General features: G+C 63.7%; 24 protein-coding genes and 1 pseudogene. 11 read left to right on the top strand and 14 right to left on the bottom strand.

Going from position 1 to position 24,738, the window contains the following annotated elements; translation table 11 throughout:
* Window positions 1-163, top strand: a pseudogene (locus tag FMM79_RS17640) (IS630 family transposase); the annotation flags it as partial.
* 579 nt (window positions 164-742) lie between these two features.
* On the opposite strand, the gene FMM79_RS17645 reads toward FMM79_RS17640, so the two are convergent.
* Window positions 743-2,212 carry a carotenoid oxygenase family protein gene (locus tag FMM79_RS17645; protein WP_148628761.1) on the bottom strand — a complete coding sequence of 490 codons (1,470 nt, stop codon included), beginning with the start codon at window positions 2,210-2,212 and terminating at the stop codon, window positions 743-745.
* 121 nt (window positions 2,213-2,333) lie between these two features.
* Between FMM79_RS17645 and FMM79_RS17650 the strand changes: the two genes are divergently transcribed.
* Window positions 2,334-2,801: a MarR family winged helix-turn-helix transcriptional regulator gene (locus FMM79_RS17650; RefSeq protein ID WP_148628762.1), complete on the top strand. Its 468-nt coding sequence runs from the start codon at window positions 2,334-2,336 to the stop codon at window positions 2,799-2,801.
* 33 nt (window positions 2,802-2,834) lie between these two features.
* On the opposite strand, the gene FMM79_RS17655 is transcribed toward FMM79_RS17650, so the two are convergent.
* The 3 genes from FMM79_RS17655 to FMM79_RS17665 form a co-directional block, all read right to left on the bottom strand.
* Window positions 2,835-4,541 carry an acyl-CoA dehydrogenase gene (locus tag FMM79_RS17655; protein WP_148628763.1) on the bottom strand — a complete coding sequence of 569 codons (1,707 nt, stop codon included), beginning with the start codon at window positions 4,539-4,541 and terminating at the stop codon, window positions 2,835-2,837.
* A 90-nt stretch (window positions 4,542-4,631) separates the two neighbouring features.
* Window positions 4,632-5,897, bottom strand: coding sequence for an MFS transporter (locus FMM79_RS17660; protein WP_148628991.1), 1,266 nt, complete (start codon window positions 5,895-5,897; stop codon window positions 4,632-4,634).
* Between the two features lie 177 nt (window positions 5,898-6,074).
* The gene (locus FMM79_RS17665; protein WP_148628764.1) at window positions 6,075-6,788 is read right to left on the bottom strand and encodes a nuclear transport factor 2 family protein; all 714 of its coding nucleotides are present in this window, start codon (window positions 6,786-6,788) and stop codon (window positions 6,075-6,077) included.
* 88 nt (window positions 6,789-6,876) lie between these two features.
* Here FMM79_RS17665 and FMM79_RS17670 point away from each other — a divergent pair, with 88 nt between their 5' ends.
* Window positions 6,877-7,806 carry an SDR family oxidoreductase gene (locus tag FMM79_RS17670; RefSeq protein ID WP_148628765.1) on the top strand — a complete coding sequence of 310 codons (930 nt, stop codon included), beginning with the start codon at window positions 6,877-6,879 and terminating at the stop codon, window positions 7,804-7,806.
* 90 nt (window positions 7,807-7,896) lie between these two features.
* Here FMM79_RS17670 and FMM79_RS17675 read toward each other — a convergent pair whose 3' ends face one another.
* The 4 genes from FMM79_RS17675 to FMM79_RS17690 are packed head-to-tail and all read right to left on the bottom strand — an operon-like array spanning window position 7,897 to window position 11,841.
* The gene (locus FMM79_RS17675) at window positions 7,897-9,333 is read right to left on the bottom strand and encodes an aldehyde dehydrogenase family protein (RefSeq protein WP_148628766.1); all 1,437 of its coding nucleotides are present in this window, start codon (window positions 9,331-9,333) and stop codon (window positions 7,897-7,899) included.
* Window positions 9,334-9,383: 50 nt separating this feature from the next.
* Window positions 9,384-10,235, bottom strand: a complete 852-nt coding sequence (locus tag FMM79_RS17680) for a glutathione S-transferase family protein (RefSeq protein ID WP_240339290.1) — start codon at window positions 10,233-10,235, stop codon at window positions 9,384-9,386.
* A gap of 12 nt (window positions 10,236-10,247) precedes the next feature.
* Window positions 10,248-11,066 (bottom strand): beta-etherase, encoded by an 819-nt coding sequence (locus FMM79_RS17685; RefSeq protein WP_148628767.1) that lies wholly within the window; start codon window positions 11,064-11,066, stop codon window positions 10,248-10,250.
* Between the two features lie 10 nt (window positions 11,067-11,076).
* Window positions 11,077-11,841 carry a glutathione S-transferase family protein gene (locus tag FMM79_RS17690; protein ID WP_148628768.1) on the bottom strand — a complete coding sequence of 255 codons (765 nt, stop codon included), beginning with the start codon at window positions 11,839-11,841 and terminating at the stop codon, window positions 11,077-11,079.
* Window positions 11,842-12,108: 267 nt separating this feature from the next.
* Between FMM79_RS17690 and FMM79_RS17695 the strand changes: the two genes are divergently transcribed.
* From FMM79_RS17695 to FMM79_RS17715, 5 genes are all read left to right on the top strand, one after another.
* Window positions 12,109-12,789 carry a glutathione S-transferase family protein gene (locus FMM79_RS17695; protein ID WP_148628769.1) on the top strand — a complete coding sequence of 227 codons (681 nt, stop codon included), beginning with the start codon at window positions 12,109-12,111 and terminating at the stop codon, window positions 12,787-12,789.
* Between the two features lie 3 nt (window positions 12,790-12,792).
* Window positions 12,793-13,230, top strand: coding sequence for a thioesterase family protein (locus FMM79_RS17700; RefSeq protein WP_148628770.1), 438 nt, complete (start codon window positions 12,793-12,795; stop codon window positions 13,228-13,230).
* Between the two features lie 98 nt (window positions 13,231-13,328).
* Window positions 13,329-14,198: a CmcJ/NvfI family oxidoreductase gene (locus FMM79_RS17705; protein WP_148628771.1), complete on the top strand. Its 870-nt coding sequence runs from the start codon at window positions 13,329-13,331 to the stop codon at window positions 14,196-14,198.
* 54 nt (window positions 14,199-14,252) lie between these two features.
* Window positions 14,253-14,462 (top strand): multidrug efflux MFS transporter, encoded by a 210-nt coding sequence (locus tag FMM79_RS17710; RefSeq protein ID WP_148628772.1) that lies wholly within the window; start codon window positions 14,253-14,255, stop codon window positions 14,460-14,462.
* A complete protein-coding gene (locus tag FMM79_RS17715; RefSeq protein ID WP_148628773.1) occupies window positions 14,462-15,715 on the top strand; it encodes an MFS transporter in 1,254 nt (417 codons plus the stop codon). The genes FMM79_RS17710 and FMM79_RS17715 overlap by 1 nt, the downstream gene beginning before the upstream one ends.
* On the opposite strand, the gene FMM79_RS17720 is transcribed toward FMM79_RS17715, so the two are convergent.
* Window positions 15,690-16,526, bottom strand: a complete 837-nt coding sequence (locus FMM79_RS17720) for a helix-turn-helix transcriptional regulator (RefSeq protein WP_148628774.1) — start codon at window positions 16,524-16,526, stop codon at window positions 15,690-15,692. The two genes, FMM79_RS17715 and FMM79_RS17720, sit on opposite strands and share 26 nt — an antisense overlap.
* A gap of 154 nt (window positions 16,527-16,680) precedes the next feature.
* Here FMM79_RS17720 and FMM79_RS17725 point away from each other — a divergent pair, with 154 nt between their 5' ends.
* The 3 genes from FMM79_RS17725 to FMM79_RS17735 are packed head-to-tail and all read left to right on the top strand — an operon-like array spanning window position 16,681 to window position 18,962.
* A complete protein-coding gene (locus FMM79_RS17725; RefSeq protein ID WP_148628775.1) occupies window positions 16,681-17,568 on the top strand; it encodes a 3-keto-5-aminohexanoate cleavage protein in 888 nt (295 codons plus the stop codon).
* A 48-nt stretch (window positions 17,569-17,616) separates the two neighbouring features.
* Window positions 17,617-18,528, top strand: a complete 912-nt coding sequence (locus FMM79_RS17730) for an SDR family oxidoreductase (RefSeq protein ID WP_148628776.1) — start codon at window positions 17,617-17,619, stop codon at window positions 18,526-18,528.
* Window positions 18,525-18,962, top strand: coding sequence for a VOC family protein (locus FMM79_RS17735; RefSeq protein ID WP_148628777.1), 438 nt, complete (start codon window positions 18,525-18,527; stop codon window positions 18,960-18,962). The genes FMM79_RS17730 and FMM79_RS17735 overlap by 4 nt, the downstream gene beginning before the upstream one ends.
* Before the next feature lie 152 nt (window positions 18,963-19,114).
* On the opposite strand, the gene FMM79_RS17740 is transcribed toward FMM79_RS17735, so the two are convergent.
* The 5 genes from FMM79_RS17740 to FMM79_RS17760 form a co-directional block, all read right to left on the bottom strand.
* Entirely contained in the window at window positions 19,115-19,861 is a 747-nt protein-coding gene (locus FMM79_RS17740) for an SDR family NAD(P)-dependent oxidoreductase (RefSeq protein ID WP_148628778.1), read from the bottom strand.
* A 21-nt stretch (window positions 19,862-19,882) separates the two neighbouring features.
* Entirely contained in the window at window positions 19,883-20,758 is an 876-nt protein-coding gene (locus FMM79_RS17745; protein WP_148628779.1) for an amidohydrolase family protein, read from the bottom strand.
* Complete coding sequence (locus FMM79_RS17750; protein ID WP_148628993.1) at window positions 20,755-22,974, bottom strand: PQQ-dependent dehydrogenase, methanol/ethanol family; 2,220 nt, start codon at window positions 22,972-22,974, stop codon at window positions 20,755-20,757. Before FMM79_RS17750 ends, FMM79_RS17745 begins: the two co-directional genes overlap by 4 nt.
* A 140-nt stretch (window positions 22,975-23,114) precedes the next feature.
* Window positions 23,115-23,912, bottom strand: a complete 798-nt coding sequence (locus FMM79_RS17755) for a glutathione S-transferase family protein (RefSeq protein ID WP_148628780.1) — start codon at window positions 23,910-23,912, stop codon at window positions 23,115-23,117.
* Entirely contained in the window at window positions 23,912-24,679 is a 768-nt protein-coding gene (locus FMM79_RS17760) for a glutathione S-transferase family protein (protein ID WP_148628781.1), read from the bottom strand. The genes FMM79_RS17755 and FMM79_RS17760 overlap by 1 nt, the downstream gene beginning before the upstream one ends.
* Between the last annotated feature and the right edge of the window lie 59 nt (window positions 24,680-24,738).

A 24,738-nucleotide genomic window follows, 5' to 3' on the forward strand; every position in this document is an offset into this window, starting at 1 on the left:
GAAAAACGGCGTATTCCATTCCGTTGTAGACCTGCAGGCAGCCATCAACCGCTTCATCAAAGAGCACAACGAGGATCCGCGTCCCTTCGTCTGGAAAGCCGACCCCCACGACATCATCGCCGCTGTCCGGCGCGGGCACCAAACGTTGGAATCAATCCACTAGGCGCAGCAGATTTTGTACCTTGACACCCCAAGTCGTAAAAGCCTCATGGTCAATATATTCCGCTGAGCCATACGTCGCCGATTTGTCGGTATGCTTTGTCATCTCCAGCTTTGCAGCCTCCTCCAAGAGCTGTGCAAAGCGGCTAGAAATTTTGAATCTGCTTGTCATCTTAGGCCAAATCTCTTCGATTGCTCCAGGCCCTATCTAAACTAAATGTCCGGCCTGAGGCGCGCTAAAAACTCGCTCGAATGGCTTAGATGGGCGCGTAGCCGCCGCAACACCTTCGCAGGAGCGATACGCGGAACCGAGGGCTGCGACATGGAACAGCCATGGCATAGGCGCTGCCCTCGCCGATTCCGGGAGCGCGAGGGCGATGGCCCTCGCATCGGCCTTTTCTTGCCCCCCAACGCCGGGCGTTTCCACTTTCCTACAGGCGCCCGCTCGTGCGAAACCGAGGGAATGCTCGCTATTGCCATCTCCTTGGAACCCGGCGCATTGGGAAGGTGACACGGGGGCCGGGTGACACCTTCTGGACTGTGTCACCTGTGTCAACCTGGGTGTCACCCTGCCCCGGTGCGGCTAGGCGGCGAGGCCGATGTCCTCAGCATCGACCCAGTTGCCGTGGAGGCCGAAGCGCAGGCGGATCGGGATGTGGACGGTCGCGACGGGGCCCTTGGCGATATCGAGCGCGTCGAAGATCAGGAGGTCACTGGTGTGCTCTTCCAGGCGGTTGCAGACCTGGACGATCCAGCCGTCGCCTTCCTCGCCCTCGGCGCTGCGGGGCACGAAGCAGGGTTCCTGCAGGCTGGAGACCGGGCCGCACCACCAGTGCTGCTCCTCGCCGGTTTGGAAATCCTTGAGGAAGAGGCAGTTCATCAGGAGCCCCCCCGCGCTGCCGCCGCGCAGTTCGACGGGGCGCTTCATGTCCATTTCAAGGAACCAGCCGTAGCGGGTCTGCTGGCCGGTAAAGCGATCATCGATGCGCGGGAATTCGCAGGCCGTCTCGCTCAGCTTCGTGACCGCCTCGAAGGCCTCCTCGTTGCTGGCCATGTCGACCGTCCAGTCGGTCGGGTAGCTCATCGCCTCCATGCCGTTGAAGGGCTCGCCGTGGATGTCAGGGAAGAAGGGGAACATGTTGTTCTTCGCCTCGCAGGTCAGGAAGTGGATCTTCGATCCCTCCTGCCAGGCGTTGAGGACGTGGCTGGCAAAGCAGTTGTCTCGCGTGAACCAGCGGATCTCGTCACCCGAGACGCCCTCGCGGCGGGGGAGGACGCCCAGGTGCACCGGCTTGGTCGTGTCGAAACCGAAGTGCGGCAGGCCCTTCTCGAGCCGCTCCCAGCTGCCGATCGAGGGCACGATGTGGATGACGAGGTAGTCCTCGGTAATCGCGAAGTCATGCATCATGCAGTAGTAGGGAACCTTGAACCAGACCTCGCGGACCAGCTCTCCTTGCGGATTGACCTCGTAGTAGGCGACATCGTCGGTGCACAGCCCCGAAGCGGCGTAGCCGATGGCGACCATGTTTCCGGTGACGGGATCAATCTTGGGGTGCGCGGTAAAGGTCTCGCCCTTCATCGTCCCGCCGAAGGTTTCAAAACCCGTAGTCTCCATCGTCACCGGGTCCATCAGGAGCGCGGGGCTATCCTCCTTCATCGCCCAGAGTTTGCCCGCGTAGATCCACGCGTTGGTGTTGGCGGTGGAGCGGTACTCTCCCTTGACGGACGGGTCGTCGGTGAGGGGATTGCGGTACGCGCCAAAGAGGGCCTTGCCCGCTTCGTGTTCCAAGTTCCACTTGTCGGTCTTCGCCCAGCGCTGGCGAAAATCGCACTGCCCGTCGTGGATGTGGAAGCGGGTGACCATGCCATCGCCGTTGAAGGCGATGTCATCACCCAGTCGCGGCGGGAACTGCGGATCGGGCTGGACGCGGTAGAACGCGCCGCGCAAGGCTTCGGGTATCGTTCCTTCGTGGGCAAGGTCGGCAATGTCGGCCTCGATGCGCGACGGCGTGTTGAACCCGGTGAAACTCGGGCTGTCGGGGAAGTGGGACATATCCTCTCCTGGATCGGCGAATCTCGTACCTGGATTCGCCCTTGCGATATTGTATGCCTCACTCACAAATTTATCCAAGTCGCCGCTTGACGCAATGCAGAAATGATCGCAACTAGGGCCTATGAACGCCCCCGTCCCTCTGACTGAAGTGCCCACTGCGGCGAGCATCGATCATGTGCTCGACCTACATCTCCGTCTGGCGCAGGGCGCGGTGCAACGGCGGTTTTCCGACATTTTCAGCGATCTGGGGATCACCCAGACCCAGCTCACCACGATGATCCTGATCCAGGAGAACACGGGAACCTCGCAGAGCGATATTGGCCGCACGCTCCAGATGGACCGCGCCACGGTGATGGGCATCATCAACCGCCTTGAAGGGCGTGGACTTATCCAACGTGGCCAGTCGCCAACCGACAAGCGCCGCCAGACGCTCGCCATCACCGAGGCGGGCACGGCCATGCTCTCGATCGCACGCGAACGCAGCACTGAGCTTGGCAACTGGCTCAAGGAGCGCTTTTCGGATGCCGAGTTCCACATGCTCGCCGCCCTCCTGAAGCGCATTCACGAAGTCGACATCAAGGCTTTCTGAGGCGCACGGCCTGTCCCGCGCACCTGCCCCATCTCAATCTTCAACGAACGCCGCGAAGCCTTTGAGGCGACGTTCGCCCAGCGTTGCAAGTCGGCCCAGCGCCTCTGTGCGCGCCGGAAGTTCGGCAAGGTAGAAACGCGCGGCAGCCTTGAGGCGTGCCCCTGCCGGATCTTCCCCTGCGTCGCGCACCAGACGCCCCGCAATCCAGCCGCCGACACAGGCCCCGCACAGATCGAGGAAGGCCAGCGCCCCGGCATCGCCATCGCGGCCTGATCCTTCCATCTGCGTCATCTGTGCCGCAACAGCTTCGAGCGTATCGAGGCCTGCGCCCAGTTGCGCGGCCACGTCCGTATCGCCCAAGTCGCCCTCGCCGCGTGCGATTGCGAGGAAGTGCCCCAGCCCCTCCCCCTTCTCGCGCCAGAGGCGGCGGTGGACCATGTCGATGGCCTGAATGCCGCTGGTGCCTTCAAAGACGGCAAACACGCGTGCATCGCGCAAGGTCTGCTCGACCGGCCATTCGCGGGTGTAGCCTGCTCCGCCGAAGACCTGCACCGCCTCGCTCGCACAATCGAAGGCGAGCCTGGCCGCCATGTCCTTGGCAATCGGTAAGAGGAACTGGGTGAGCGAAGCCCAACGCACCTTTTCGGCCGGATCCTTCGCCCGCTCGCTCAATTGCAGGATGTTACCGCAAGCTACCGAGACACCGCGTGCGGCTTCAATACGCCCGGCCATGCCCAGCAGCATGCGCTGAACGTCGGCGTGCTCGCGGATGAGAACCGGCTTGTCGGCTGACGCCCCGCCCTGCCGGCGCTCCCCGGCATAGCGCAGCGCACGGTCGAACGCGTTGGCCGCTACGCCGATGCCTTGCGGACTGCATGAGAGGCGCATGCGCAGCATCATGTGAAACAGCGTCTGCAGACCGCGCCCCTCCGGCCCGATCAGGGTCCCTTGCGCATCCTCGTAGCCCATCACGCAGGTCGGCGAGCCGTGCAGCCCCAGCTTTTCCTCAATCCGGCGCACGAAGGCACCGTTGCGCGTGCCGTCCTCAAGGCGGTCAGGGACTAAAAACAGGCTGAGGCCACGCACGCCGGGCTCCTCGTTCGAGCGCGCGAGCATGCAGTGGCCGATGCGCTGGGTCAGGTCATGGTCGCCAAAGGAGATCCAGCATTTCTCACCGGTGATACGCCATCCGTCCGCGCCATCGGAGACCGCCCGCGTCCGGATCCGCCCGACATCGGAGCCTGCATCGGGCTCGGAAATACAGATCGTCGCGCCCCATTCGCCGCTGACGAGACGCGGAACCCATTCGCCCGCGATTTCCGAAGGCGCGCTGGCCACCAGCATCTCGGCCGCCGTGCGCCCAGGAGTTCCCAGCATTGAGAAGGCAGGAGAGGCCCGGTTAAACAGCTCTTCACAGGCGTTCTGCAAGACAAGTGGCAGGGCCATCCCCCCCATTTCCTCAGGAAGCGGCAGGCCGATCCAGCCGCCTTGCGCGAATTGGTCCCAGGCCTCCTTGTGGCCGGGCACGCACTTCACACGACCATCGACAACCTTGGCGCCGATCTCGTCCATTACCCGGTCCACCGGCGCGATGACGCCTTCAGCCAGCTTCGCGGCCTCCAGCAGGATCTGCTGCCATGTATCCTGGTCAACCTCGATTCCCGTGGCCGCCAGTTCCTTCAGAAACGGCGTGATCTCCAGGTGACGGGTAAGGGCTTCGCAATGCGGCTGGTAGTCCAAGTTCGCTCTCCAAACGTATCGTTCTCTGGAAATCGATATAGCTATGTCTGATTGCTATTTCGAGAGCAAAAGTGGAGGCTCCCTTTCCTTTCAGTCACGCGGCTGAAAACGCAGGGCGAGAAGTGCGAAGGCCGCCGTGAGTGAGCCCAGAGCGATGGTGGTCGCGACCAGGGCAAGCGAAAGCCCCCACTCGAACAGCGCACCGGCGAGGATCGGTGAAAGTGCCGCCCCGCCGCGCCCGATACCGATGGCAAAGCCGGTGCCGGTCGCGCGCACATGAGTAGGGAAGACCCGTGCAAAGAGCGTGTAGAGACCCGAGACCGCGCTATTGGTGAAAAGCCCCGAGGCAAAGGCCAGCGCGGAAAGGCCGAAGAGCGTGTTCGCCCCCGCCGCACCGAACAGCGCGACCATGATCGAGGCGCCAAACAGCATGGTGACGGTCGCGCCTTTCAGCGGCAGGCGCTGCACGGCAAAGCCGAAGATCGCGCCGCCCAGCACGCCACCCATGTTGGCCCAGACAAGCACGCTCGCAGCCTCGGGCGGCGGGAAACCGAGATCGACCACGATCTTGGGCGTCCACTTCAGAATGAAGTAGAAACTGACGATGTGGGCGAAGTAGGCAAAGGTGACGAGAAGCGTCGTCGCCATCAACCCCGGACGCAGGATGTCGGCAATGGACGCCTTCTCCTCCTCCTCACGCACCGGCGGCAGAACCGAAACCGATTCGTGCCCGAAGCGGGCAAGCAGGGCGTTGATCCGCACCAGCGTTTCGGAGTTTCGGTGGACAAGAGTGTAGTGGACGCTCTCGGGTACAAAGATCCAGACCAGCGGGATGAAGACAGCGGTGAGGATCGCGCCGAACCAGAAGATCGCGCGCCAATCGAACATTACGAGGAGCTGGGCAGAGATAAGCCCGCCGATAACCGCACCCATCGGGTAGCCGATGACCATGATGCCCATGGCCAGCGTACGGCGCCGGGTGCTGGCAAATTCAGCCGTGACCGCATTGATCGAGGCGAGCATCCCGCCGATGCCGAGCCCTGTGAGGACACGCCAGATCGAGAGCACGGTCACGCTGGTGGTTTGCGTGACCATAGCCATGCCCAGCGCCATGACGACCAGGCAGCCCAGGATCGTGCGGCGCCGACCGATCCGGTCAGCGACGCCGCCCAGCACCACCGATCCCACGGCCATGCCGATGAGCTCCATCGAGAGCACCGCGCCCAGCGCCACCCGGTCGATCCCCCACTCGGTCGCGATGCCTGGCGAGGCAAAACTGATCGAGAGCACATCGAACCCGTCGAGCGCGTTGAGCCCGACCATGATCGCCACGGCAATGATCTGGCCCCGCGACATGGGGGCCTCGGAAATGATATCGCGCGGATCGCGCTGGCTGGCATCGACCGAGTTCACGGCGCCGTCTCTCCCAAGGCTTGCAGACAAACGGGCCGCCTTTTACGGCTCCGCTCCGCCTCTGATTGTTTCGTTAGCATACAATAAGAGGCGGAACCAACGCGAAAATCGCGAGAAGAATCAGGAAGCGTACTGACCCGCCAGCACGGCCCCGAAACGTGGGTGCGCGAAGTGCATCGGCACGTCGCGGCGGAACGGCCAGGTCGGACGATGCTCGCTTTCGGGAAGCAGGCGATCAGGGCCCAGCGGATCCTTGGGGAAGACCTCGCCGGCGGGCTGAAGGTGCGAAGTCGTGTGCGCCCAGCCATCTTCGTAGTTCGACTGCCACTGCATCATGTAATCGAGGCGCTTGATCTTCCACACGCCGTTCTCGCGCACGTAGTCGTTCTCGTAGATGCCCGCCTCCATGAACTGCTGAGGCATCATCTCCTCGCGCGTGTCCTGGAAATCGTCATGCCAACCACCAAACAGCATGCCCCGGAAACGGCCCTTGGCACTCTGGCGGTCGGGCGCGACGGTGATGATGTCCTGCATCTGGAAGTGGTCGAGGAGAAGGCCGTCCACCGGCCCCTGACGCCCGCCGGTGAAGCGGCCCGCGATCCAGTCCCCGTAGAGACGCTTCACACCCGCGTGCCCGACATATTCGCCCGAAAGGAAGACGACCACCCCGTCTTCGGCGAAGAGTTGCGCCACTTCCTCGGGCTGGTTGAAGTCGATGTAATAGCCGTAGGCCCAGTGAAGGCGACGGATGGCGTTGATGTCCTCCAGTTCGCCCACGCGGTGTTCCAGCGCATCGAGGCGCGCGATCGCGGCCTTGTCGAGCACGTCGGTCATGTGAATCTCTCCCGTTGCATGATTTTGCTCGCTATAGTTTGCTACACAAACATTAATCGAAATCAAGGCGAGAGGAGAAGAGTGCGCCATGGGAGAGACGAGCAAACACCACGAAGGACGAGTGGCCTTCATTACAGGCGGCGTGTCGGGGCTTGGCTTCGGGATTGCCCGCGCGCTGTCGAATGCAGGCTTTCGCCTCGCCCTCAGCTACCGCAACGAGGACTACAAGGCGCAGGCCGAAAACTGGTTTAAAAAGGAAAATCGGGAAATTCCGCTCTTCGTGAAGCTCGATGTCACCGACCGCGCGCGCTACGCCGAAGTGGCCGACGAAATTGATGTGAAATTCGGTCGGCTCGATGTGTTGGTCAACAACGCAGGCGTCTCGGTGTTCGGCCCGACCGACACCGCGACGCACGCCGATTACGACTGGATCATGGGGGTCAACTTTGGAGGTGTTGCAAATGGTCTGGTCGCCCTGCTTCCGCTGCTGAAGCGCACCGGCAAGGGCGGCCACGTAGTCAACGTCGCCTCAATGGCCGCCTATCTCTCCGGACCACAGGCCGGGATCTACACCGCCAGCAAGTTCGCCGTGCGCGGGCTCACCGAAAGCCTGCGCTACAACCTTGCCCCCGAAGGCATCGGCGTCTCGCTGCTATGCCCCGGACTTACCCGCACCAACGCCTGGGACAGCGCGTTTCGCCGCCCCGAAGCCTTTTCCCAAAGCGGCTTCGAGGACATCGACCCCGAGGCGCTGACCGAATTTGGCAAGGCCTTCGAGCTTGGCATGGACCCGCTCGAAGTGGGCGAGAAGACCTTGAAGGGTATCGAGGAAAACCGCGGACTGATCTTCTCACACCCCGAGTACGCCGAAGACTTTGAGGAGATTTACCACACCTCGCTCGCCGCGCTCCCCGACGAACAGGCCCCGCCCGAGCGCCTCGAGATCGAACGACTGCGCCGCGAGGCCAACCACGCCTCGGCCGCAGGGCAGGCGATCTCACTTGCGGACCTCACCTGAGCAGGCCCAGAGCCTGCATGAAAAATCCCCCGGATGCGCGAGGCATCCGGGGCGAAGTCACCTTCGGGAGGTGTCGAAGATCAGAAAGGATCAGGCGTTCTCGGACACATAGGTGCCGATCACCGCCTTCACCTCAAGGAATTCCTCAAGCCCGAACTTGCCGAATTCACGGCCATTGCCCGACTGCTTGTAGCCACCGAAGGGCATGTCCATGACGAGGCCACCTGCGTTGACGAAGACCGCACCGGCGCGCAGCTTGCCGACCAGCTTGCTGGCCTTGGCCGGGTCGCCCGCGATGTAGGCGCCAAGACCGTAAGGCGTGTCGTTGGCGATGCGCACCGCATCCTCCTCGTCCTTGTAGGGCATGATCACCAGGACCGGACCGAAGATCTCTTCCTGCGCGATGGCCATGTCGGGCGTTACATTGGAGAACACAGTGGGCTTCACGTAGAAGCCGTGCTCGAAGCCTTCGGGACGGCCGGTGCCGCCTGTGACCAGCGTCGCACCTTCGTCGATGCCCTTCTGGATCAGGCCCTGGATTTTTTCCCACTGCGCCTTGTTGACGACCGGACCGATGTGCGGGCCTTCGCTCATCGGATCGCCCACCGGCTTCTCGGCGAACATCTTGCCGACTTCGGCCGCGGCCTCGTCATGCTGTGAGACATGGACGAGCATGCGCGTCGGCGCCACGCACGACTGGCCCGAGTTCAGGAGCACACCGCCAACGCCGCCGGGCAGCGCCTTGTCGAGCGGGGTGCCCTCAAGGATGATGTTGGGCGACTTTCCGCCCAATTCCTGCGCCACGCGCTTGACCGTGTCGGCCGCGTTCTTGGCCACCATGATGCCCGCGCGGGTGGAGCCGGTGAAGCTGATCATGTCGATGCCCGGATGCGCGGCAAGAGCGGTCCCAACGCCCGGGCCATCGCCCTGAACGAGGTTGAATACACCAGCAGGAACGCCAGCGGCTTCCAGCACCTCTGCGAAGATCGCGGCCGAGCTCGGCGCTTCCTCGGAAGGCTTGAGGATCATCGTGCAGCCCGCGGCAAGGCACGGACCGACCTTGGCGACGATCTGGTTCATCGGCCAGTTCCAAGGGGTGATGAGACCGACTACACCGATCGGCTCACGCACCACGACGTTGTCGCCCACCTGCTCGGAGAACTCGAACTTCTCAAGCGCGGCAAGAGCCTGTGCGAGATGCCCCAGACCCGAGCCTGCCTGCGCGGTCGAGGCGGTCGAGATCGGGCAGCCCATTTCCACCGCTATCGCTTCGGCAATATCGGGAATGCGGGTCTTGTAGGCCTCGATCACCTTGCCGAGCAGTTCGATGCGCTCCTCGCGCGTGGTCTGGCTGAAGGTCTCGAAGGCTGTGCGTGCGGCGGTGACCGCCGCATCGACATCCGCGCTGGTACCCAGCACGATCTCGCTCGCCGGGCCTTCGGTCGCGGGGTTGATGACGGTGTGCTTCACGCCCCCGGTGCTGTCGACCCACTTTCCATCGATGTAGTTCTGGAGATAGCTCTTCATTGTCGGCTTCCTGCTCTCACAAATTGGTGTTCGGTGTCCGGCCAGTGCGCTCAGGCGGACACTGTGTCCGAACGGAGGGTAATGCCCGGGATTAGCCCGAGCGCGGCATCGCTGGCGCCCTGCCCCCACTTGTCACGCGGCGGCATCGGCCGCGCGCGCCAGGGCGGCTCGAGGGTGAAGCTGGAGACGCTGCGCCCTTCGGGCAGACGTCCGTTTCCACCGCCCTGAGTGTAGTCGTAGTAGAGCGTCATCAACTCGCGGTGGCCATGGCGCGCCTGCACGACGGGTTCGGCCAGTGTCGCCTCGCGCCACAGAAGCACCCGCGTCAGGTGCTGCGGCACCTCGTAGTCCTCATAGTATTCGAGGAACCACAGCCGCTTGAACATCGGCGCAAAGGCCACTTCGGCCCAGCCGAAGCGATCAAACAGATAGACCCCATCCGGACTATAGTGCCTCAGGAAATCCTCGAGCCGGGCGTACTGCGCGTCGACTTCGGCCTTCAATTCCTCGCGCTTGGCCTTGTCCCGGTTCAGGATCATGCGATAGCCGGCCCCGGTGTAGGCACCGTCGGTTGCGCACAGCATCGCCTCGACAGCGTGCTCGTAGGGATCCTGGCGCGCGACCGGCAGTTCGGGAAAGCGGTCCTCGATGTAGCGCATGATGACCATGCTCTCTTTCAAGGTCTCCCCGTTCTCCAGCTCCAGCGCGGGAAGCGAGGTCGTCCCCCGCGTCTTCTTCAGGAGCCAGTCCGGGCGCGGCTTGGAAATGTCGATCTCGTGGTCGACGAGGACAGCGCCCAGCCCCTTGAGATCAAGCAGCAGCTCTACCCGTTCCGAGAACGGGCAACCCGGGATCTGGTACATGCGCAAGGCGCCGCCTTCGGGTTCATCGTCCCATGCCATGAGCCCCTCCCCTCAGCTCGCCGTGGCCGGCTCGGCCGAGCCCTGGTTGACCGGCGCTGGCTCGATGCCAAGGCCCGTACGATCGAAGGGTTGGGGATCGCCTTCGCGCAGCTTCAGGCCGAACAGCGTGTGCATGCCCGGATGACGCCCCAGCCCGCCGTAAAGGTCGAAGCCGCGGTCGAGCCAGTCGCGCAAGGGGTCATCCTCGGTGAGCGGCGGCGTGGTGCACACAGAGCCGGTCCACAGGAAGATGGCCAGCGCGGTGTAGTCCGAGTAGTTGGGTGTCTCACCGCCCAGCCAGGGTGTTTCGCGCAGTAGCTGGCGCAGCGGCTCCAGCAACGGCGGCACATGCGGCAGACGATCCTCGCGGCCTGCCTGGACATCCTCCAGCTTCTGCCCGCCCAGGAAAATCGTTTCGCGTGATTCGCGCACGTAGGCATGGTCCTGCGGGAGCGACAGGTCATGGTAGTCGAGGATGTAGCAGCGGAACCACGGCGCAATGATCGTCTTCCAGAGCCAGGCGTCGAGGAACTTGGTGAGCACCTTCATGGAAGGGCCCTCGAACAGCATCGGGCGATCGGGATAGGTCTCGTCGAGGTATTCGGCGATCTTCCAGCTATCGAGTACCCACTTGCCATCATCGACGATCACCGGCGCGCGTTCGGACCGTCCCCCCGTGCGCTCGGCGATGCCGGTAAAGCCGCCCGGCACGATGTCCATATCGAAGCCCTTGTGCGCCAGCGCGTACTTGGTGCGCCACACGAAGGGGCTGATCGTGCAGCCCGAAGCGAGCTGCAGATCGTAAAGCGTAATGCGGTTGTCCTTGGCCATGGTGCGCTCCTCAGGCCTGCGCTTCGCTCTTGGCGAAGGGCTTGCGGTTCGCGAATTCGTTCTGCGACTTGGCGAACATCTCGAGGCAGGCCGGGCGTGCATTGATGCGCTCGATCCAGGCGACGAGGTTAGGCGTGGCGGTCGTGTTGACGATGTCGTCAAAGCCCTTCTCCATGCCGTTAGCGATGGCAAAGTTGCAGATGTCGGCGAGCGTGTAGTCCTCACCGGCCAGCCAGGTGCTTTCGGAAAGACGCGTTTCCAGACGATCGATGGACACGCGGATCTTGCGCATTTCCTCGTCGAGCACTTCCTTGGGGAAGCCCGCACGCGCGCTGCGCCACTTGGCCCGCTGCTCGGGGATCGGAATGCGGCTCACCTTCGCCTCGAACTCCTCGTCCGAAAGCGCACGCGCCATCGGGCCGATTCCGCGCTCCCAGCCGATGGTGGAGACGCACCAGCAGAAGTATTCGTCCACCCACTTGGTCCACACGCGCATCTCGGCGATCTGCACAGGATCGGTCGGGCGCAGCCGGGGCGCATCGGCGAAGACGTCTTCGAGGTATTCGCAGATCACGGTCGATTCAGTGATGACGTTGCCATCGTGATCAAGCGCGGGAACCTGTCCGCGCGGGTTGATCTTCTTGAACCATTCCTCGTGATGCTCGAACTTGGTCGGATCGACGAAGCGCGGCGTAAAATCGAGGCCTTTCTCGTAAAGGGCCAGCAGGGGCTTAAGCGAATTGGCTCCGGGGCCAAAGCTGTACAGCGTCAACATCGAGTGGGCGTATCCTCTCCATTTGTGTCCTTGCGGATCTCTCGAATGGCAGAGTGCGTCGCCGCGCGGTCGGGGGGAAGCCCAGCAGCGATACTATTACAATAGCCAACTGTTTGCAGCTGCGGGCGGATGTGCACGCCCTAACTGTCACTCCCAATACTACTGTTTGGACTCTTCTTGCCCGCGAGGTTCGCCTCTGCTTTCGTCCGTGCCACGAATGGCGCACCCTGAAGGCGAATCACGCATACGGCGCCATGGGAGAGAGACGTGCTGGAACTGTGGACTTCGGAAACACCGAATGGCTGGAAAACCACCATCATGCTCGAGGAGCTGGACGCGAACTACACCTTGCGTCCGATCTCGCTGACCAACCGTGAGCAGAAGGAGGACTGGTACCTGGCCCGCAATCCCAACGGGCGTATCCCCACGCTGATCGACCATGAGGTCGACGCCGAGAACGGTGGTTTCGCGGTGTTCGAATCGGGTGCGATCCTGATCTACCTTGCCGAGAAGTTCGGCCGCTTCCTGCCAGCCGACACGATGGGCCGCAGCCGCGCGATCCAGTGGGTGATGTGGCAAATGTCGGGCCTCGGACCAATGATGGGCCAGGCGACCGTCTTCAACCGTTACTTCGAGCCCAAGCTGCCGGACGTCATCGACCGCTACACGCGCGAGAGCCGCCGCCTCTTCGAGGTCATGGACATACACCTCGCCGACAACGAATTCCTCGCAGGCGACTATTCGATTGCCGACATCGCCTGCTTCCCGTGGGTGCGCGGGCACGACTGGGCCTGCATCGACATGGAGGGGCTGCCCCACCTGCGGCGCTGGTTCGAAAACATAGGTGAGCGCCCCGCGGTCAAGCGCGGCCTGCTCCTGCCCGAACCACCCAAGGCGGAAGAAATGGCCGACAAGACGACCCGCCAGGGCAAGAACATCCTGGCCTGATCGATGAGCACACCAACCATCCCCTTCCTGACCCGCGAATACCGCATCGAGTGGGGCCAGTGCGATCCGGCCGGCATCGTCTTTGCCCCACGCTACATGGACATGTTTGCAGAGAGTTCGGTGCTGCTGTTCGAAGCGGCGGGCCTTCCGAAGAAGCGCGACATGCTGCGCGAGTTGGGCGTTGCAGGTTTCCCGCTGGTGGACCTGTCGGTCCGCTTTCTGAGGCCCGCCAGCTACGGCGATGTAGTGACCATCGAGGCCGATGCCCCCATCTTCGGCAATTCCAGTTTCACCATCGCGCACCGCATCCGCCTTGGCGACGTGCTCTGCGTCGAGGGAACTGAGAAGCGCGTCTGGACGATCTGTGAGAAGGACGGCAGCGCCCCCCTCAAGGCTGCACGCGTGCCCGACGACGTGCGCGCACGCTTCGCGTCCGGGTAGAGCCGCCGACAAGCCCGAGGGCCGCACAGCGGCGCCTGCACAGGACACGACACGAAGATCCGGCAGGCGCCTCATCTAGCATGGAGGAGAGGACGACCATGGACAGTGCCACCCTGTTACGCCCCGGCGCGGCCATCGATACCGAGATCAAGTATCTGGTGCCGACCTCGCGCATCAACCGTCGCTTCTGGGCGCCGGGCGCGGAGTACAACACTGGAGTCTACGACTTCTATCCCGCAACGATCCGCAACGCGCGCCTGCGCGACACGCCTCCCACTCTCGACGAACACGGCTTCTGCCTCGCCAAGCACCCCACCAAGGTGACCGACTTCGCCGATGCCGATACGCTGAAGGCGATCTATCCGGCCGAAGTGGAAGACGTTGCCAAGCGTTTGACGGGCTGCGACTTCATTCACCCCATGGGCGGCCAGCTGCGCTCGCCCGTCGTCGGCGCCGCCGGCGTGCAGCCCCCCGCAGCCGAAGCCCATGTCGATTTCAACACGCCCACCGCCAACGCCATCGCCAAGGTCTTTTACGACCAGATGCGCCCCGATGGTCCGGGCTACGACCGCTTCTTGTGCTTCAGCCTCTGGCGCACCTTCTCGCCGCCGCCGCAGGACTGGCCGCTGGCGCTGTGTGAGGGCCCCTCGATCGGCGAGGAGGACAGCATCTCCAACTACAAGGTCGATGTCGACGAGATCCCGACCGGCGCCGACCTCTTCGCGCCCATCCCGGGCGAGGAAAAGCTGCTTGCCGCGACGATTTTCAAGTACAGCCCCGGACACCGCTGGTGGTACTATCCGGACATGACCCGCGATGAAGTCATCTTCATCAAGTTCCACGATTCCGACCACTCACGCGCCTGGCGCAGCCCGCACACCGCCTTTCACGACACCACCCGTCCTGATGCGAACGTTCGGCGCAGCTACGAATACCGGGCCATCGCCTATTTCGAGAAGAAGGGCTGATCCCCTGACCCGAGCCGACCACATTCCGGGGCTAAACCGCCCTCGGAGCCATATATGAGCGAAGCAGCGGACAGCCCTCGCGCAACCGAGGCACCCGGCAGGGATGCGCCGCACGGCGATCCGCGTGCAGCCGCCATCCTTGTCGCCTTCGTCATGTTTCTCTCGATCCTTGAGGCCACGGTCATCGCGACCGCGCTTCCCGACATGGCGCGCGACTTCGGCGTCGCGGCGAGCGAGCTGGCATCGGCATCTCTGCCTATCTGATGGTCTCGACCGCGTTCCTGCCACTGAGCAGCTGGGTCGCGCTGCGCCTCGGGCCCCGCCGCGTCCTCACGGTTTCAGTGCTTGGCTTCGGGGTTGCCTCGCTCTCGTGCTCGCAGAGCCCGACGCTGGGTTTCTTCGTCGCCGCGCGCGCCTTCCAGGCCCTTTGCTCCAGCCTCATGACCCCGGTCGGGAACCTCGTCCTTCTGCGCATCACGCCCAAGCACCGCCTTGTCGAAATGCTGGCGATCAGCACCACGCCCGCGCTTATCGCGCCGGTCATCGGACCGCCTCTCGGCGGGTTCCTGACAGAAGCCTTCGGGTGGCCCTCGATCTTCCTGATCAACCTTCCGCTCACGCTGGTCGGCGCATTGCTGACCCGGCGACTGCTCCCGCGTCTTGCACCCCAACGGCTGCGTTTCGATGCGGTCGGCTTCGTGCTAATAGCCTCCGCGCTCTCGCTCCTCATCTACGGGCTGGACCGGCTCGGCGCCCACCCGGACGCCCCCACGGTATCCCTCATCCTGATGGGTACTGGCAGCGTGCTCGCCGTCACGGCCTACCGCTGGCTACGTCGAATGCGCCACGGACTGGTCCCTCTCGACGCGCTGCGCCACCAGACCTTCCGCGCGATTTCCTATGGGGCCGGGATGCTCATGCGTATTCCCCACATGGGCCTCGCACTGGTCTTGCCGCTCTACTTCCAGCTGGCTTTCGGCCTCTCTCCAGGAATGGCCGGCCTGCTGCTTCTCGCCAACAACCTGGGCGATCTTGCCGTCAAACCCTTCATCAGCCGGATCTTGCGCCGCGTCGGCTTTCGCAGCGGCCTTGTCGTGGGCACCGCGATGATGATGGCAGCCAGCGCCTCGGTCGCCACGTTTACGGCCGCAATGCCGCTCTGGTTCATGGCGCTGGCCATGTTCCTGATCGGAATGGCCCGTTCGGTGCCCTTCACCGGCATGGTCAGCCTGGCCTTCGCGGATGTCGAGGCCGACGAACTGCCTGGCGCCAATGTCCTCAACGCCATCGGCAACGCGCTTTCAGCCGCCGCGGGCATTTCGCTCGGCGCGCTGTTCCTCAACCTTCCGCTGGGCGACGGGCTTGCCTCTGATCCCTTCCCCTACCGCGTCGCACTGCTTGCGCTTGCGGGAATCGGAACGCTGTCGGTCTTTCTGTTCCTGCGCCTTCCTGCTGATGCCGGAGCCAAGGTAACCGGCAACGCGCCCGGTGTTACAGAGCCACCAGTTCGGGCCTGAGTTCGCGCAGCCTTTCCAGCTTTCGGGCGTCTTCCTCACCCTTGGGAGCAAAGAGGATGAGGCGCTGGCCGGGAGCTTCCTCGATGCCATAGGAGCTGTGCGTGAAAGATATCTTGCCCACTTCGGGCACGCGCGCGTTGTTCTCCCCGCCAAAGTGGGCCTGGATCGCGCTGCACTCCCAGAACTCGCGAAAATGTTCTGACTTCTCAGTCATTTCCGCGATGAGTTCGTCAAATGCCTCAGGCGTGCCAGCCTGACTATAGTCCCACTTCAACCGCGCGACCAGACGCGATGCCATCGCGCGAAAGCTCTCCGGATTGCGCTGGTAGCGCTCGCCCAGCATCAGGATCTTGAACAGATTGCGCTCGCTGCGCGGCATGTTGGCATAGTCACGAAAGGCTGCCGTCACCATCCGGTTCCAGCCGACCACGGTCCAGTCCGCGACAATCACCAGCGCGGGCATGCCCAGCGTATCGAGCAGGTGACGCGTGGCCGGACGAATGTCCTCGTCCAGCCTGGAGGCAAGCGGCGGCGGGCGATGCTGCGCAAGGCCGAACAGGTAGTCGCGCTCGGTATCGGAAAGCCGCAAGGTGCGCCCAAGCCGCTCGATCATGGGCGCGGACAGCTGGATTTCGCGGCCCTGTTCAAACCAAGTGTACCAAGTGACGCTCATGCCCGCCAGCGCGGCGACTTCCTCTCGCCGCAGTCCCTTTGCGCGGCGTCGTTCTCCTTCGGGGAGGCCCACTTCGGACGGTGTCAGCCGTGCCCGGGCCGCTTTCAGGAATCGCGAAAGTTCCTCGCGATGGGACATCTCTCTTCCCCTTCTCTCTCCGACCTGTCACTCCCGGTACCTGTTACAGGGCGTGATAGGATATGTGCTGAACTATTCCGCCAGCCTCGATCTTGTAGTTTCGCCGGAGTGAACCCGAAATCAAACGGGCATGCAAGGTGAGAGGAGATCCAAATTGGCCAAGAAGGTCTATATTACGTGTGCGGTTACCGGCAGTTCGCCCATGCCGGACCACCCCAACTTCCCGTTCCGCCCCGATCATGTCGCCGCCGAAGCCCTTGCCGCCGCCGAGGCAGGCGCCTCGATCATCCACGTCCACGTGCGTGACGGGAAGACCGGCGAGCCCTCGCAGGCGCTCGACGACTACCGCGAGGTCGTGGGCCTGATTCGCGAGAAGAACCGCGAAGTCATCCTCAACGTCACCACGGGACCGGGCTGCACCTGGATGCAGAGCGACGAGGATCCCAAGGTGTGCGGCGAAGGCACGCTGATGTTCACCGCCGAGCGGCGCCTTGAACACATTCTCGATCTCAAGCCCGACATGTGCACCCTCGACATCTGCACCATGCAGTTGTGGGGCGGCGTCGCGATCAACCTCGACCCGATGATCACGCGCATGGGTCACATGATCCAGGATGCCGGCGTCATGCCCGAGATCGAATGCTTCGAGGCCGGTGACTTCGTCTTTGCCGACGACCTCATGGCCAAGGGCGCAATCCCCAAGAATGTACCCTTCTCCTTTGTGCTGGGCACCAAGTACGGCCTGCCCGCCACGCCCGAAGCGATGATGTACGCGGTCAACCAGATCCCGCGCGGCGCGGCCTTCACCGGCTTTGGCGTCAGCCGCCATTCCTACCCGATGGCCGCGCAGTCGGTGCTTCTTGGCGGGCACGTGCGCGTAGGCTTCGAGGACACGATCTGGCTGCGCAAGGGCCAGCTTGCCCCCGACAACGCCGCCCACGTGCGCTGGGCCGTCGACCTCATCGATCGCATGGGCGCCGAAGTATCGAGCGCGGGTGAGACTCGCGACCTGCTGGGCCTGGCCAACCACGCCTACGCCTGAGCGCGTCCGTCACCATCTAAGAGAGCATAAAGAGGGAGTGGAGAGGACATGACACAGGTAAAGGGACGGACCGCGTTCATCACCGGCGGCGGTTCGGGCGTGGCACTCGGTCAGGCCAAGGTTTTCGCCAAGGCCGGCTGCAAGGTCGCCATTGCCGACATCCGTCAGGATCACCTCGACGAGGCCATGGCCTGGTTCGAGGCCGAGAACGCCAAGGGCGCGAACTACGAGGTGATGGCGGTCAAGCTCGACATCACCGACCGCGAGGCCTACGCCACGGTCGCCGACGAGGTGGAAGCCAGGCTGGGCCCCGTCGAACTGCTGTTCAACACCGCCGGGGTCTCGCACTTCGGCGCGATCCAGGATGCCACCTACGACGACTGGGACTGGCAGATCGACGTCAACCTGCGCGGTGTGATTAACGGCGTGCGCACCTTCGTGCCGCGCATGATCGAGCGCGGCAACGGCGGCCACGTGGTCAACACCGCCTCGATGTCGGCCTTCGTAGCCCTCAAGGGCACGGGAATCTACTGCACCACCAAAATGGCGGTGCGGGGGCTGACCGAAACGCTGGCCCTCGATCTTGAAGAGCATGGCATCGGCGTGTCGCTGCTGTGCCCTGGCGCGGTCAACACCAACATCCACGAAGCGCTGCTCACCCGTCCCAAGCACTTGGCTGACACCGGCTACTATCAGGCAGGTCCGGAGATGTTCGCGCATCTCAAGAACGTGATCGAGTGCGGTATGGAGCCCGAGACGCTCGCGAACCACGTCCTGAAGGCCGTGGAGGAGAACCAGCTCTACGTCCTCGCCTACCCGGAATTCCGAAAGGCCCTGGAAGACATCCACGCGCGTGTCATGGCGGCTCTGGCCAAGCCCGAGGATGATCCCGACTACGACCGGCGCGTGGCGCACGGCGTGCCGGGGGGCGAGGCCAAGGAGGAGGAAAAGACAGCATGAACAGTACCTTCCTCCAGTTCGAGACGCGGGTGAGAGCCCGCGTCGTCGCCCTCGACCACTTCTGCGTGGTCGCCTCGGACCTTGACCGGTCGGAAGCCTTCTACCGCGATGTGCTTTCGCTGGAATCGTGCCCTGCGCCCGCCCCGCTCACTCGCGAGACCGCGCGCTGGATCTACGATCACGAGGAACGCCCGATCATCCATCTCAACGCGAAGTCGGCGCCGCGCGCAATGGACCGCGATATGACAAAGGGCCCGACCGGGGCGCTGCACCACATCGCGCTGCGCTGCGAAGGCTTCGACGACATCCGTGATCGCCTGGAGGACCGGGGGCTCACCTATGAAAGTAACGCGATCCAGTCGATTGGCCTGCGGCAGATCTTCGTCCACGATCCCGACGGGGTGCTGCTGGAGCTCAACTTCTTCGAGGATTGAAGAAAGAAGAGGGACTGATTCAAGGGGCCATCGCCCCTTGATCCGAGAATGGGTGACCTCGCCATTCTCGGCCACGGTTGCTCGTCAGAGGTGAGGTTGAAAGTTTTGGAAGCCCGAGGGCGATGGCTCTCGGTTTCCTGCTTCTGTATTCCTCAAACAGAAAGCGTACCCAGCACCCCGCCATCGACCGCAAGGCTCTGCCCGGTCACGTGCGAGGCCGCATCCGAGAGCAGGAACGCGGCCACCGCGGCCAGTTCGTCCGCGCTTCCAGTGCGCCCCTGCGGCACGCGCGCCGCAATCTGCTCGAGCGCATCGGGCGGCAGCGCGGCAAACATCTCGGTATCGATGAAGCCGGGCACGACGCAGTTGCAACGCACGCCGTGGGGCGCCGCTTCCAGCGCGACCGCGCGCGCCAGCCCCAGAACCGCGTGCTTGGAGGCGACATAGGCGACGTTGTTCGCCATGCCGCGCTCGCTCGCAAGACTGCCTGTGACCAGGATGGCGCCGCGCCCGCGTGCTTTCATCGCCGGCAGCACCTGCGCAATGGCGCGATAGGGGGCCGTCAGGTTGACGTTGAGAACCTGCGCGAAGGCATCGTCGCCATAATCCTCGACGGCGGCGAAAGAGCCACCTGTTCCTGCGTTGAGGAAAAGGCCGTCCATCGGCCCGCCCGCCTTCACGGCTGCGTCGAGGGCTGCGGCTTGCGCCGCGCCATCACTGACGTCGACCGCGAACCAGCCCGCGCCCTCGCCCAGTTCACCGGCAAGCGCTTCAAGCCGTTCGGCACGGCGCGCCATCAAGGTGACCGCACCGCCGCGCGCGGCGATAGCCCGGGCCGTGGCCGCGCCGATCCCGCTCGATGCGCCGGTAATGACGATGTGCTTGCCGGTGAAATCCATGAGCCCTGCCTTTTTTCCGTCTCAGCCCGCCAGCCCCAGAACCCGCGCGGCGTTGTCCTTCATGATGCCCGGCATGACTTCGTCCTCGAAGCCGATGCCCTTTGCCGCCTCGATCCACTTGTCCGGGCGGATCAGCGGAAAGTCGGAGCCGAACATCACCTTGTGTTTGAGCTGCCCGTTTGCGTAGCGCACGATCTGTGGCGGGAAATATTTCGGGCTCCAGCCCGACAGGTCGATGAAGACGTTCTCCTTGTGGAGCGCCATCGAGAGGCTCTCATCCACCCAGGGCCAACTGGGATGCGCGAGGATGATCTTCATATCCGGGAAGTCCACAGCGACATCGTCGACGAGCATCGGCCGTCCGTATTTGAGGCGCAGCCCCCCGCCCCCGCGCAGGCCCGTTCCCATGCCCGAATGGCCGGTGTGGAAGATGGCGGGCAGGCCGTACTCGGCGATGACTTCGTAGATGGGGTAGCCGACCCGGTCGGCCGGGTGGCAGCCCTGCATGATGGCGTGGAATTTGAAGCCACGCACGCCATGGTTCTCAATGAGGTCGCGGGCCTCGCGCGCGCCCATCTTTCCTTTGCGCGGGTCAATCGAGGCAAAGGGAATGCACACATCGGCATTCGCTGCGGCAAACTCGGCCACCTCGTAGTTCGAGACACGCTTGGCCCCCACCCCGCTCTCGCAATCGACCGTAAAGAGGCAGAAGGCGATATTCTGTTCGCGGTAGATCTGCGCGATCTCAGGCATCTTGGGGCGTTCGCGCGGCGCCTTGAAATAGGCCGAAGTCGCATCGAAGAACTGCGCCATCACCGGATCTTCCGGATCGTGGCAGGAGACTTCGGCGTGAACGTGGACATCGATCGCAGCAAGCCGTACGAGATCGAGGGTCACGGACGGCGTCCCGTCGCCTGCTGGTCCTTCACGATCTGCGCCGCAGCCTTAGTTGCCTCGCTGGCCGGGACGTTGGGGGCTGCCTTGGGCGCCTTGCCCGACTTGGCCTCAAGTGCCTTGTCCTCGTTGGCGCGCTGGATGATATACTGGCGCACGTCCTCCACTTCTTCGGGCGTCAGGGTGTCGGCAAAGCTGACCATGCCCAGGTCCTCAAGCGCCCCGTCATGGACGACCAGCTGGAAAGCATCGTGGTCCTGAATGAAGCCGGAGCGGCGAAGGTCAGGCAGCACGCCGCCACCGATGGCCGCATCGCCGTGGCAGGTTGAACAGAAACGCCCGAAACGATAAGCGCCGCGCGCGACCTGCTCCTTGGTACCGGCAAACGCCGGCGGATCGAGCGGCAGTTGATCGAGCGTCAGGGGATCGGAGAGCTGCGCCTTGCCGCCCAGCTTGAAAACGAGGAGACGGCTGACGTTGCGCACAGGGCCGCCGTCCTGCGAGAGAATACCCGGTGCCAGCGCCCAGATCCCACCCCAGCCCGCGACCAGCGCGACATACTGCGTGCCATCGATCTCATAGGTAATCGGCGGCGCGACAACGCCGGTCTGGACCGGGAAAGACCACAGCTTCTTGCCGCTGTCGGAGGCATAGGCAACCAGGTTGCTAGTGACATTGCCCTGGAAGACAAGCCCGCCCCCCGTCGCGAGCACACCGCCGTTGTTGACACTGGGCAGCTTGACCTTCCAGCGCGCCTTTTGCGCAACCGGGTCCCAGGCGATCAGTTCCCCCGACGTCGCATCGGCCGCCGCTTTGCGCACCGCCGGGTCCGCCGGCATCGCGCCCGCCGACATGTCGACACCAGTGTTGAAGCCCTTGGGCTTGGCCTTCCAGTCGTTGTCGGCGAAGTAGGGCAGCGAGGCCAGCTGGGCGGGAATGAAGACCAGGTTGTCCTTGGGACTGTAAGCCATCGGGTGCCACGAGTGCGCACCGCCCGCACCGGGCGAGCCAATGAACATCTTGCCCGTCTTGTAGTAGCGCGCCTCCGGGTTCTCGATCGGGCGGCCCGTCCGCGGATCGAGCCCCTTGGCCCAGTTCACCGGCACGAAGTTCTTGCCCGAGATGAACTGGCCCGTCTCACGGTCGATCACGTAGAAAAAGCCGTTCTTGGGCGCCTGCATCAGCACCTTGCGCGGCGTGCCCTCGATTTCGAGGTCGGCCAGGATGATACTCTGCGTCGCGGTGAAGTCCCAGGTTTCGCCCGGGGTGGTCTGAAAGTGCCAGACGTATTCGCCAGTTTCGGGGCGGACCGCGACAATCGAGGAAAGGTAGAGGTTGTCCCCCTTGCCTTCCGAACGGATGCCCTGGTTCCAGGGGGAGCCGTTACCCACGCCGATGTAGAGCAGGTCAAGCTCGGGATCGTAGGCCATCGAATCCCAGGCCGTGCCGCCACCACCCTCGACCCAATATTCACCGTGCCAGGTCTTTTCCGCGTCCTTGAGGTACTTGGCCTCGTTCTTCCCCGGCGCGTCGGGCACCGTGTAGAAGCGCCAGGCCTGCTCGCCGGTCTCGGCATCATAAGCCGTCACGTAGCCGCGCACGCCCATCTCCGCGCCGCCATTGCCAATCACCACCTTGCCCTTCACCACGCGTGGCGCGCCGGTGATCGTGTAGGGCTTGGTGGGATCGACCGTCTCCTTGATCCAGAGCGCCTTGCCGGTCTTGCGGTCAAGCGCGACGAGCCGCCCGTCGAACGTCCCCAGATAGAGCTTGTTGCCCCAGGCCGCGAGGCCACGATTGACGACATCGCAACACCCCTTCACGCCCGCCGAGCCAGGGACTTCGGGATCATAGCCCCACAGCTCCTTTCCGGTCACGGCATCGTAGGCACGCACTTTGGACCAGGCAGTGGTGATGTAGATCACCCCGTCAATCACGAGCGGCGTCGACTCCTGCCCGCGCGAGGTGTCGAGATCCTGCGACCAGGCCAGGCCCAGATCGCCCACGGTTTCACGATTGATCTGGTCGAGCGGGGAGTAGCGCTGCTCATCATAGGTGCGGCCATAGCTCAGCCATTCGCTGTTGCCGCCTGTGGTGATGAGCTGGGCGGTGACGCCGTCCTCGCCGCTGCCGTCTGCGCTCGCCGTGCAGCCTGTCAGGATGAGAGCACCCGAGACGGCGAGACTGGTCAGCCAGCCCCGCCGGACTTGCACGCGCATCTGCTTTGCTTGCGAATTTCCCTGCGCGCCCGTCAGCCTGATCATGTAAAAACCCAATCCTCTCGTCTGGCCATAAGCCCCCCGCCTTGTTCCGGCAGGTGGGGCCCAGGGCCTCTCTCATCTGTCGTCGTCGCGGAGGCTCAACCCCAGCGGTTGATTTCCGGCCCGGGCGCCCAGCTCCGTTCAGGCGCCTCTCCGGTTGCCCGCGCCAGCGCCGCCTGCACGCTTGGGCGTGCCTTCACGCGCTTCATCCAGGCCACGGTCTCGCTCTTGCCCTTGAAGGCCTCAGGCACGATCGGCTCCATTCCGACCAGCCAGGCGAACGTCTCGAAATCGGCAATAGTGAGCGCGCCCATCAGCCATTCCCGGCCATCGGCAAGCTGCCTCTCGCAACGCTCGACGGCCTGCATGACCTTGGCTTCGCAATCCTTGAGCTGCGCATCGTCGGCCTCGCCGTCGCGCACCAGATCCCAGCGCACCTTGAGGTCTGCGCTCGTGATCGGCTCGACTTGCGCGGCGAAGGCGTCTTCGCTCAGCGCCTCGAGACGCTGGTGCGAGCTGGCAAGATTACCCAGCAGGGAGGCTGCGGGGGACAGACGCTCGGTGATCTGGCGGCACCACATCATCATTTCCCAGTGCGCGTAGGCATCTTCGGGCTGGAGCGAGGTGCCGTCCCCGACCTCGTCGAAGAACTGGGCGAGAAAGACGGATTCGGTCATCGCCTCTCCCTGGATCACCAGGACAGGCCCCTCACCTTCCACCCCCATGTCGCGCGCAAGCGGTTCGGTGATGTCCGGAAGCGTGTGCCGCTTGCCGCCAAGCAGATCGACCGGACGGCATTCAATACCCAGCGCCGCGTCTGCGCCGGTCTCTGCCATGGCGGCGAGCACCGCCAGCGAAGGCCCGTTGGGCTCACCGTGATAGAGGATCGTCGCCATCAGATGCGCTCCTGTTCGAGAATGGTCACGCGCTTCACCATGTCGGTGCGGCCCAGCGCCCAGCAGTCCTTCACAGCCTTGCGGGCGTAGATCGCGCGCAGCCAGCGCAGGAGATTGGGGGTAAGTTCGTCGTTGGAAAGCTCGGGCTGGCTCAGCGGAATGGCATAAGCCAGGTTGAAACCGTTGATGTCGGCGAGCGAATAGCTGTCACTGCCGAGCCATTCACGCTTGCCCAGTTCCTTTTCCAGCATCGCGATACCCATCGCCACGCGGCGCTGGCTCTCGGCGATCTCGGCTTCGGAAAAAGTGCCGTAGATGGCCTTGCGCCAGGACACCCGGCGTTCGGGCATGGGAATACGCTCGATCGCCGCTTCGAGTTCGGCCGGGTCACGCTGGCGTACGACGGGACCGATGAATACTGACCAGCCGATCATCGAGAAACTAGGGGCCAGCCACTGGTCCATGAACTTCATCCACCAGCGCACGCGCCAGCGATCACGCGCATCGCCGGGCATCAGATCGGGCCCCTCGAAGCACTCGTTCACGTACTCCATGATCGCAGTGCTCTCGACGAGGACCTTGTCGCCATGGGTCATCGCCGGGATCGTGCCTTGCGGGTTGATCGCCAGGTATTCCGGGCGATGCTGATCGAAGTTCAGCATGTCGATGTAATGGCTGTCGAAAGCAACGCCCTTTTCCATAAGCGCCAGCATCGGCTTGCCCGAATTGGCGTTGGGCTCCCAGTGGTAAAGCGTGACCTCGGCCATCGCGTCTCTCCCCCGTGTGTCTATCGTATCGAAATGGATGCGGCGGGACAGGCCCGGGG

It is taken from the genome of Novosphingobium sp. BW1 (assembly GCF_008107685.1).
Classification (GTDB): Bacteria; Pseudomonadota; Alphaproteobacteria; order Sphingomonadales; family Sphingomonadaceae; genus Novosphingobium.

Excerpts from the sequence above, each read along its gene's own strand:
- FMM79_RS17645 (WP_148628761.1), bottom strand. The coding sequence starts at position 2,212 with ATGTCCCACTTCCCCGACAGCCCGAGTTTCACCGGGTTCAACACGCCG.
- FMM79_RS17650 (WP_148628762.1), top strand. The coding sequence starts at position 2,334 with ATGAACGCCCCCGTCCCTCTGACTGAAGTGCCCACTGCGGCGAGCATC.
- FMM79_RS17660 (WP_148628991.1), bottom strand. The coding sequence starts at position 5,897 with ATGTCGCGGGGCCAGATCATTGCCGTGGCGATCATGGTCGGGCTCAAC.
- FMM79_RS17665 (WP_148628764.1), bottom strand. The coding sequence starts at position 6,788 with ATGACCGACGTGCTCGACAAGGCCGCGATCGCGCGCCTCGATGCGCTG.
- FMM79_RS17670 (WP_148628765.1), top strand. The coding sequence starts at position 6,877 with ATGGGAGAGACGAGCAAACACCACGAAGGACGAGTGGCCTTCATTACA.
- FMM79_RS17675 (WP_148628766.1), bottom strand. The coding sequence starts at position 9,333 with ATGAAGAGCTATCTCCAGAACTACATCGATGGAAAGTGGGTCGACAGC.
- FMM79_RS17680 (WP_240339290.1), bottom strand. The coding sequence starts at position 10,235 with ATGGCATGGGACGATGAACCCGAAGGCGGCGCCTTGCGCATGTACCAG.
- FMM79_RS17685 (WP_148628767.1), bottom strand. The coding sequence starts at position 11,066 with ATGGCCAAGGACAACCGCATTACGCTTTACGATCTGCAGCTCGCTTCG.
- FMM79_RS17690 (WP_148628768.1), bottom strand. The coding sequence starts at position 11,841 with ATGTTGACGCTGTACAGCTTTGGCCCCGGAGCCAATTCGCTTAAGCCC.
- FMM79_RS17700 (WP_148628770.1), top strand. The coding sequence starts at position 12,793 with ATGAGCACACCAACCATCCCCTTCCTGACCCGCGAATACCGCATCGAG.
- FMM79_RS17705 (WP_148628771.1), top strand. The coding sequence starts at position 13,329 with ATGGACAGTGCCACCCTGTTACGCCCCGGCGCGGCCATCGATACCGAG.
- FMM79_RS17710 (WP_148628772.1), top strand. The coding sequence starts at position 14,253 with ATGAGCGAAGCAGCGGACAGCCCTCGCGCAACCGAGGCACCCGGCAGG.
- FMM79_RS17715 (WP_148628773.1), top strand. The coding sequence starts at position 14,462 with ATGGTCTCGACCGCGTTCCTGCCACTGAGCAGCTGGGTCGCGCTGCGC.
- FMM79_RS17720 (WP_148628774.1), bottom strand. The coding sequence starts at position 16,526 with ATGTCCCATCGCGAGGAACTTTCGCGATTCCTGAAAGCGGCCCGGGCA.
- FMM79_RS17730 (WP_148628776.1), top strand. The coding sequence starts at position 17,617 with ATGACACAGGTAAAGGGACGGACCGCGTTCATCACCGGCGGCGGTTCG.
- FMM79_RS17735 (WP_148628777.1), top strand. The coding sequence starts at position 18,525 with ATGAACAGTACCTTCCTCCAGTTCGAGACGCGGGTGAGAGCCCGCGTC.
- FMM79_RS17740 (WP_148628778.1), bottom strand. The coding sequence starts at position 19,861 with ATGGATTTCACCGGCAAGCACATCGTCATTACCGGCGCATCGAGCGGG.
- FMM79_RS17750 (WP_148628993.1), bottom strand. The coding sequence starts at position 22,974 with ATGCGCGTGCAAGTCCGGCGGGGCTGGCTGACCAGTCTCGCCGTCTCG.
- FMM79_RS17755 (WP_148628780.1), bottom strand. The coding sequence starts at position 23,912 with ATGGCGACGATCCTCTATCACGGTGAGCCCAACGGGCCTTCGCTGGCG.
- FMM79_RS17760 (WP_148628781.1), bottom strand. The coding sequence starts at position 24,679 with ATGGCCGAGGTCACGCTTTACCACTGGGAGCCCAACGCCAATTCGGGC.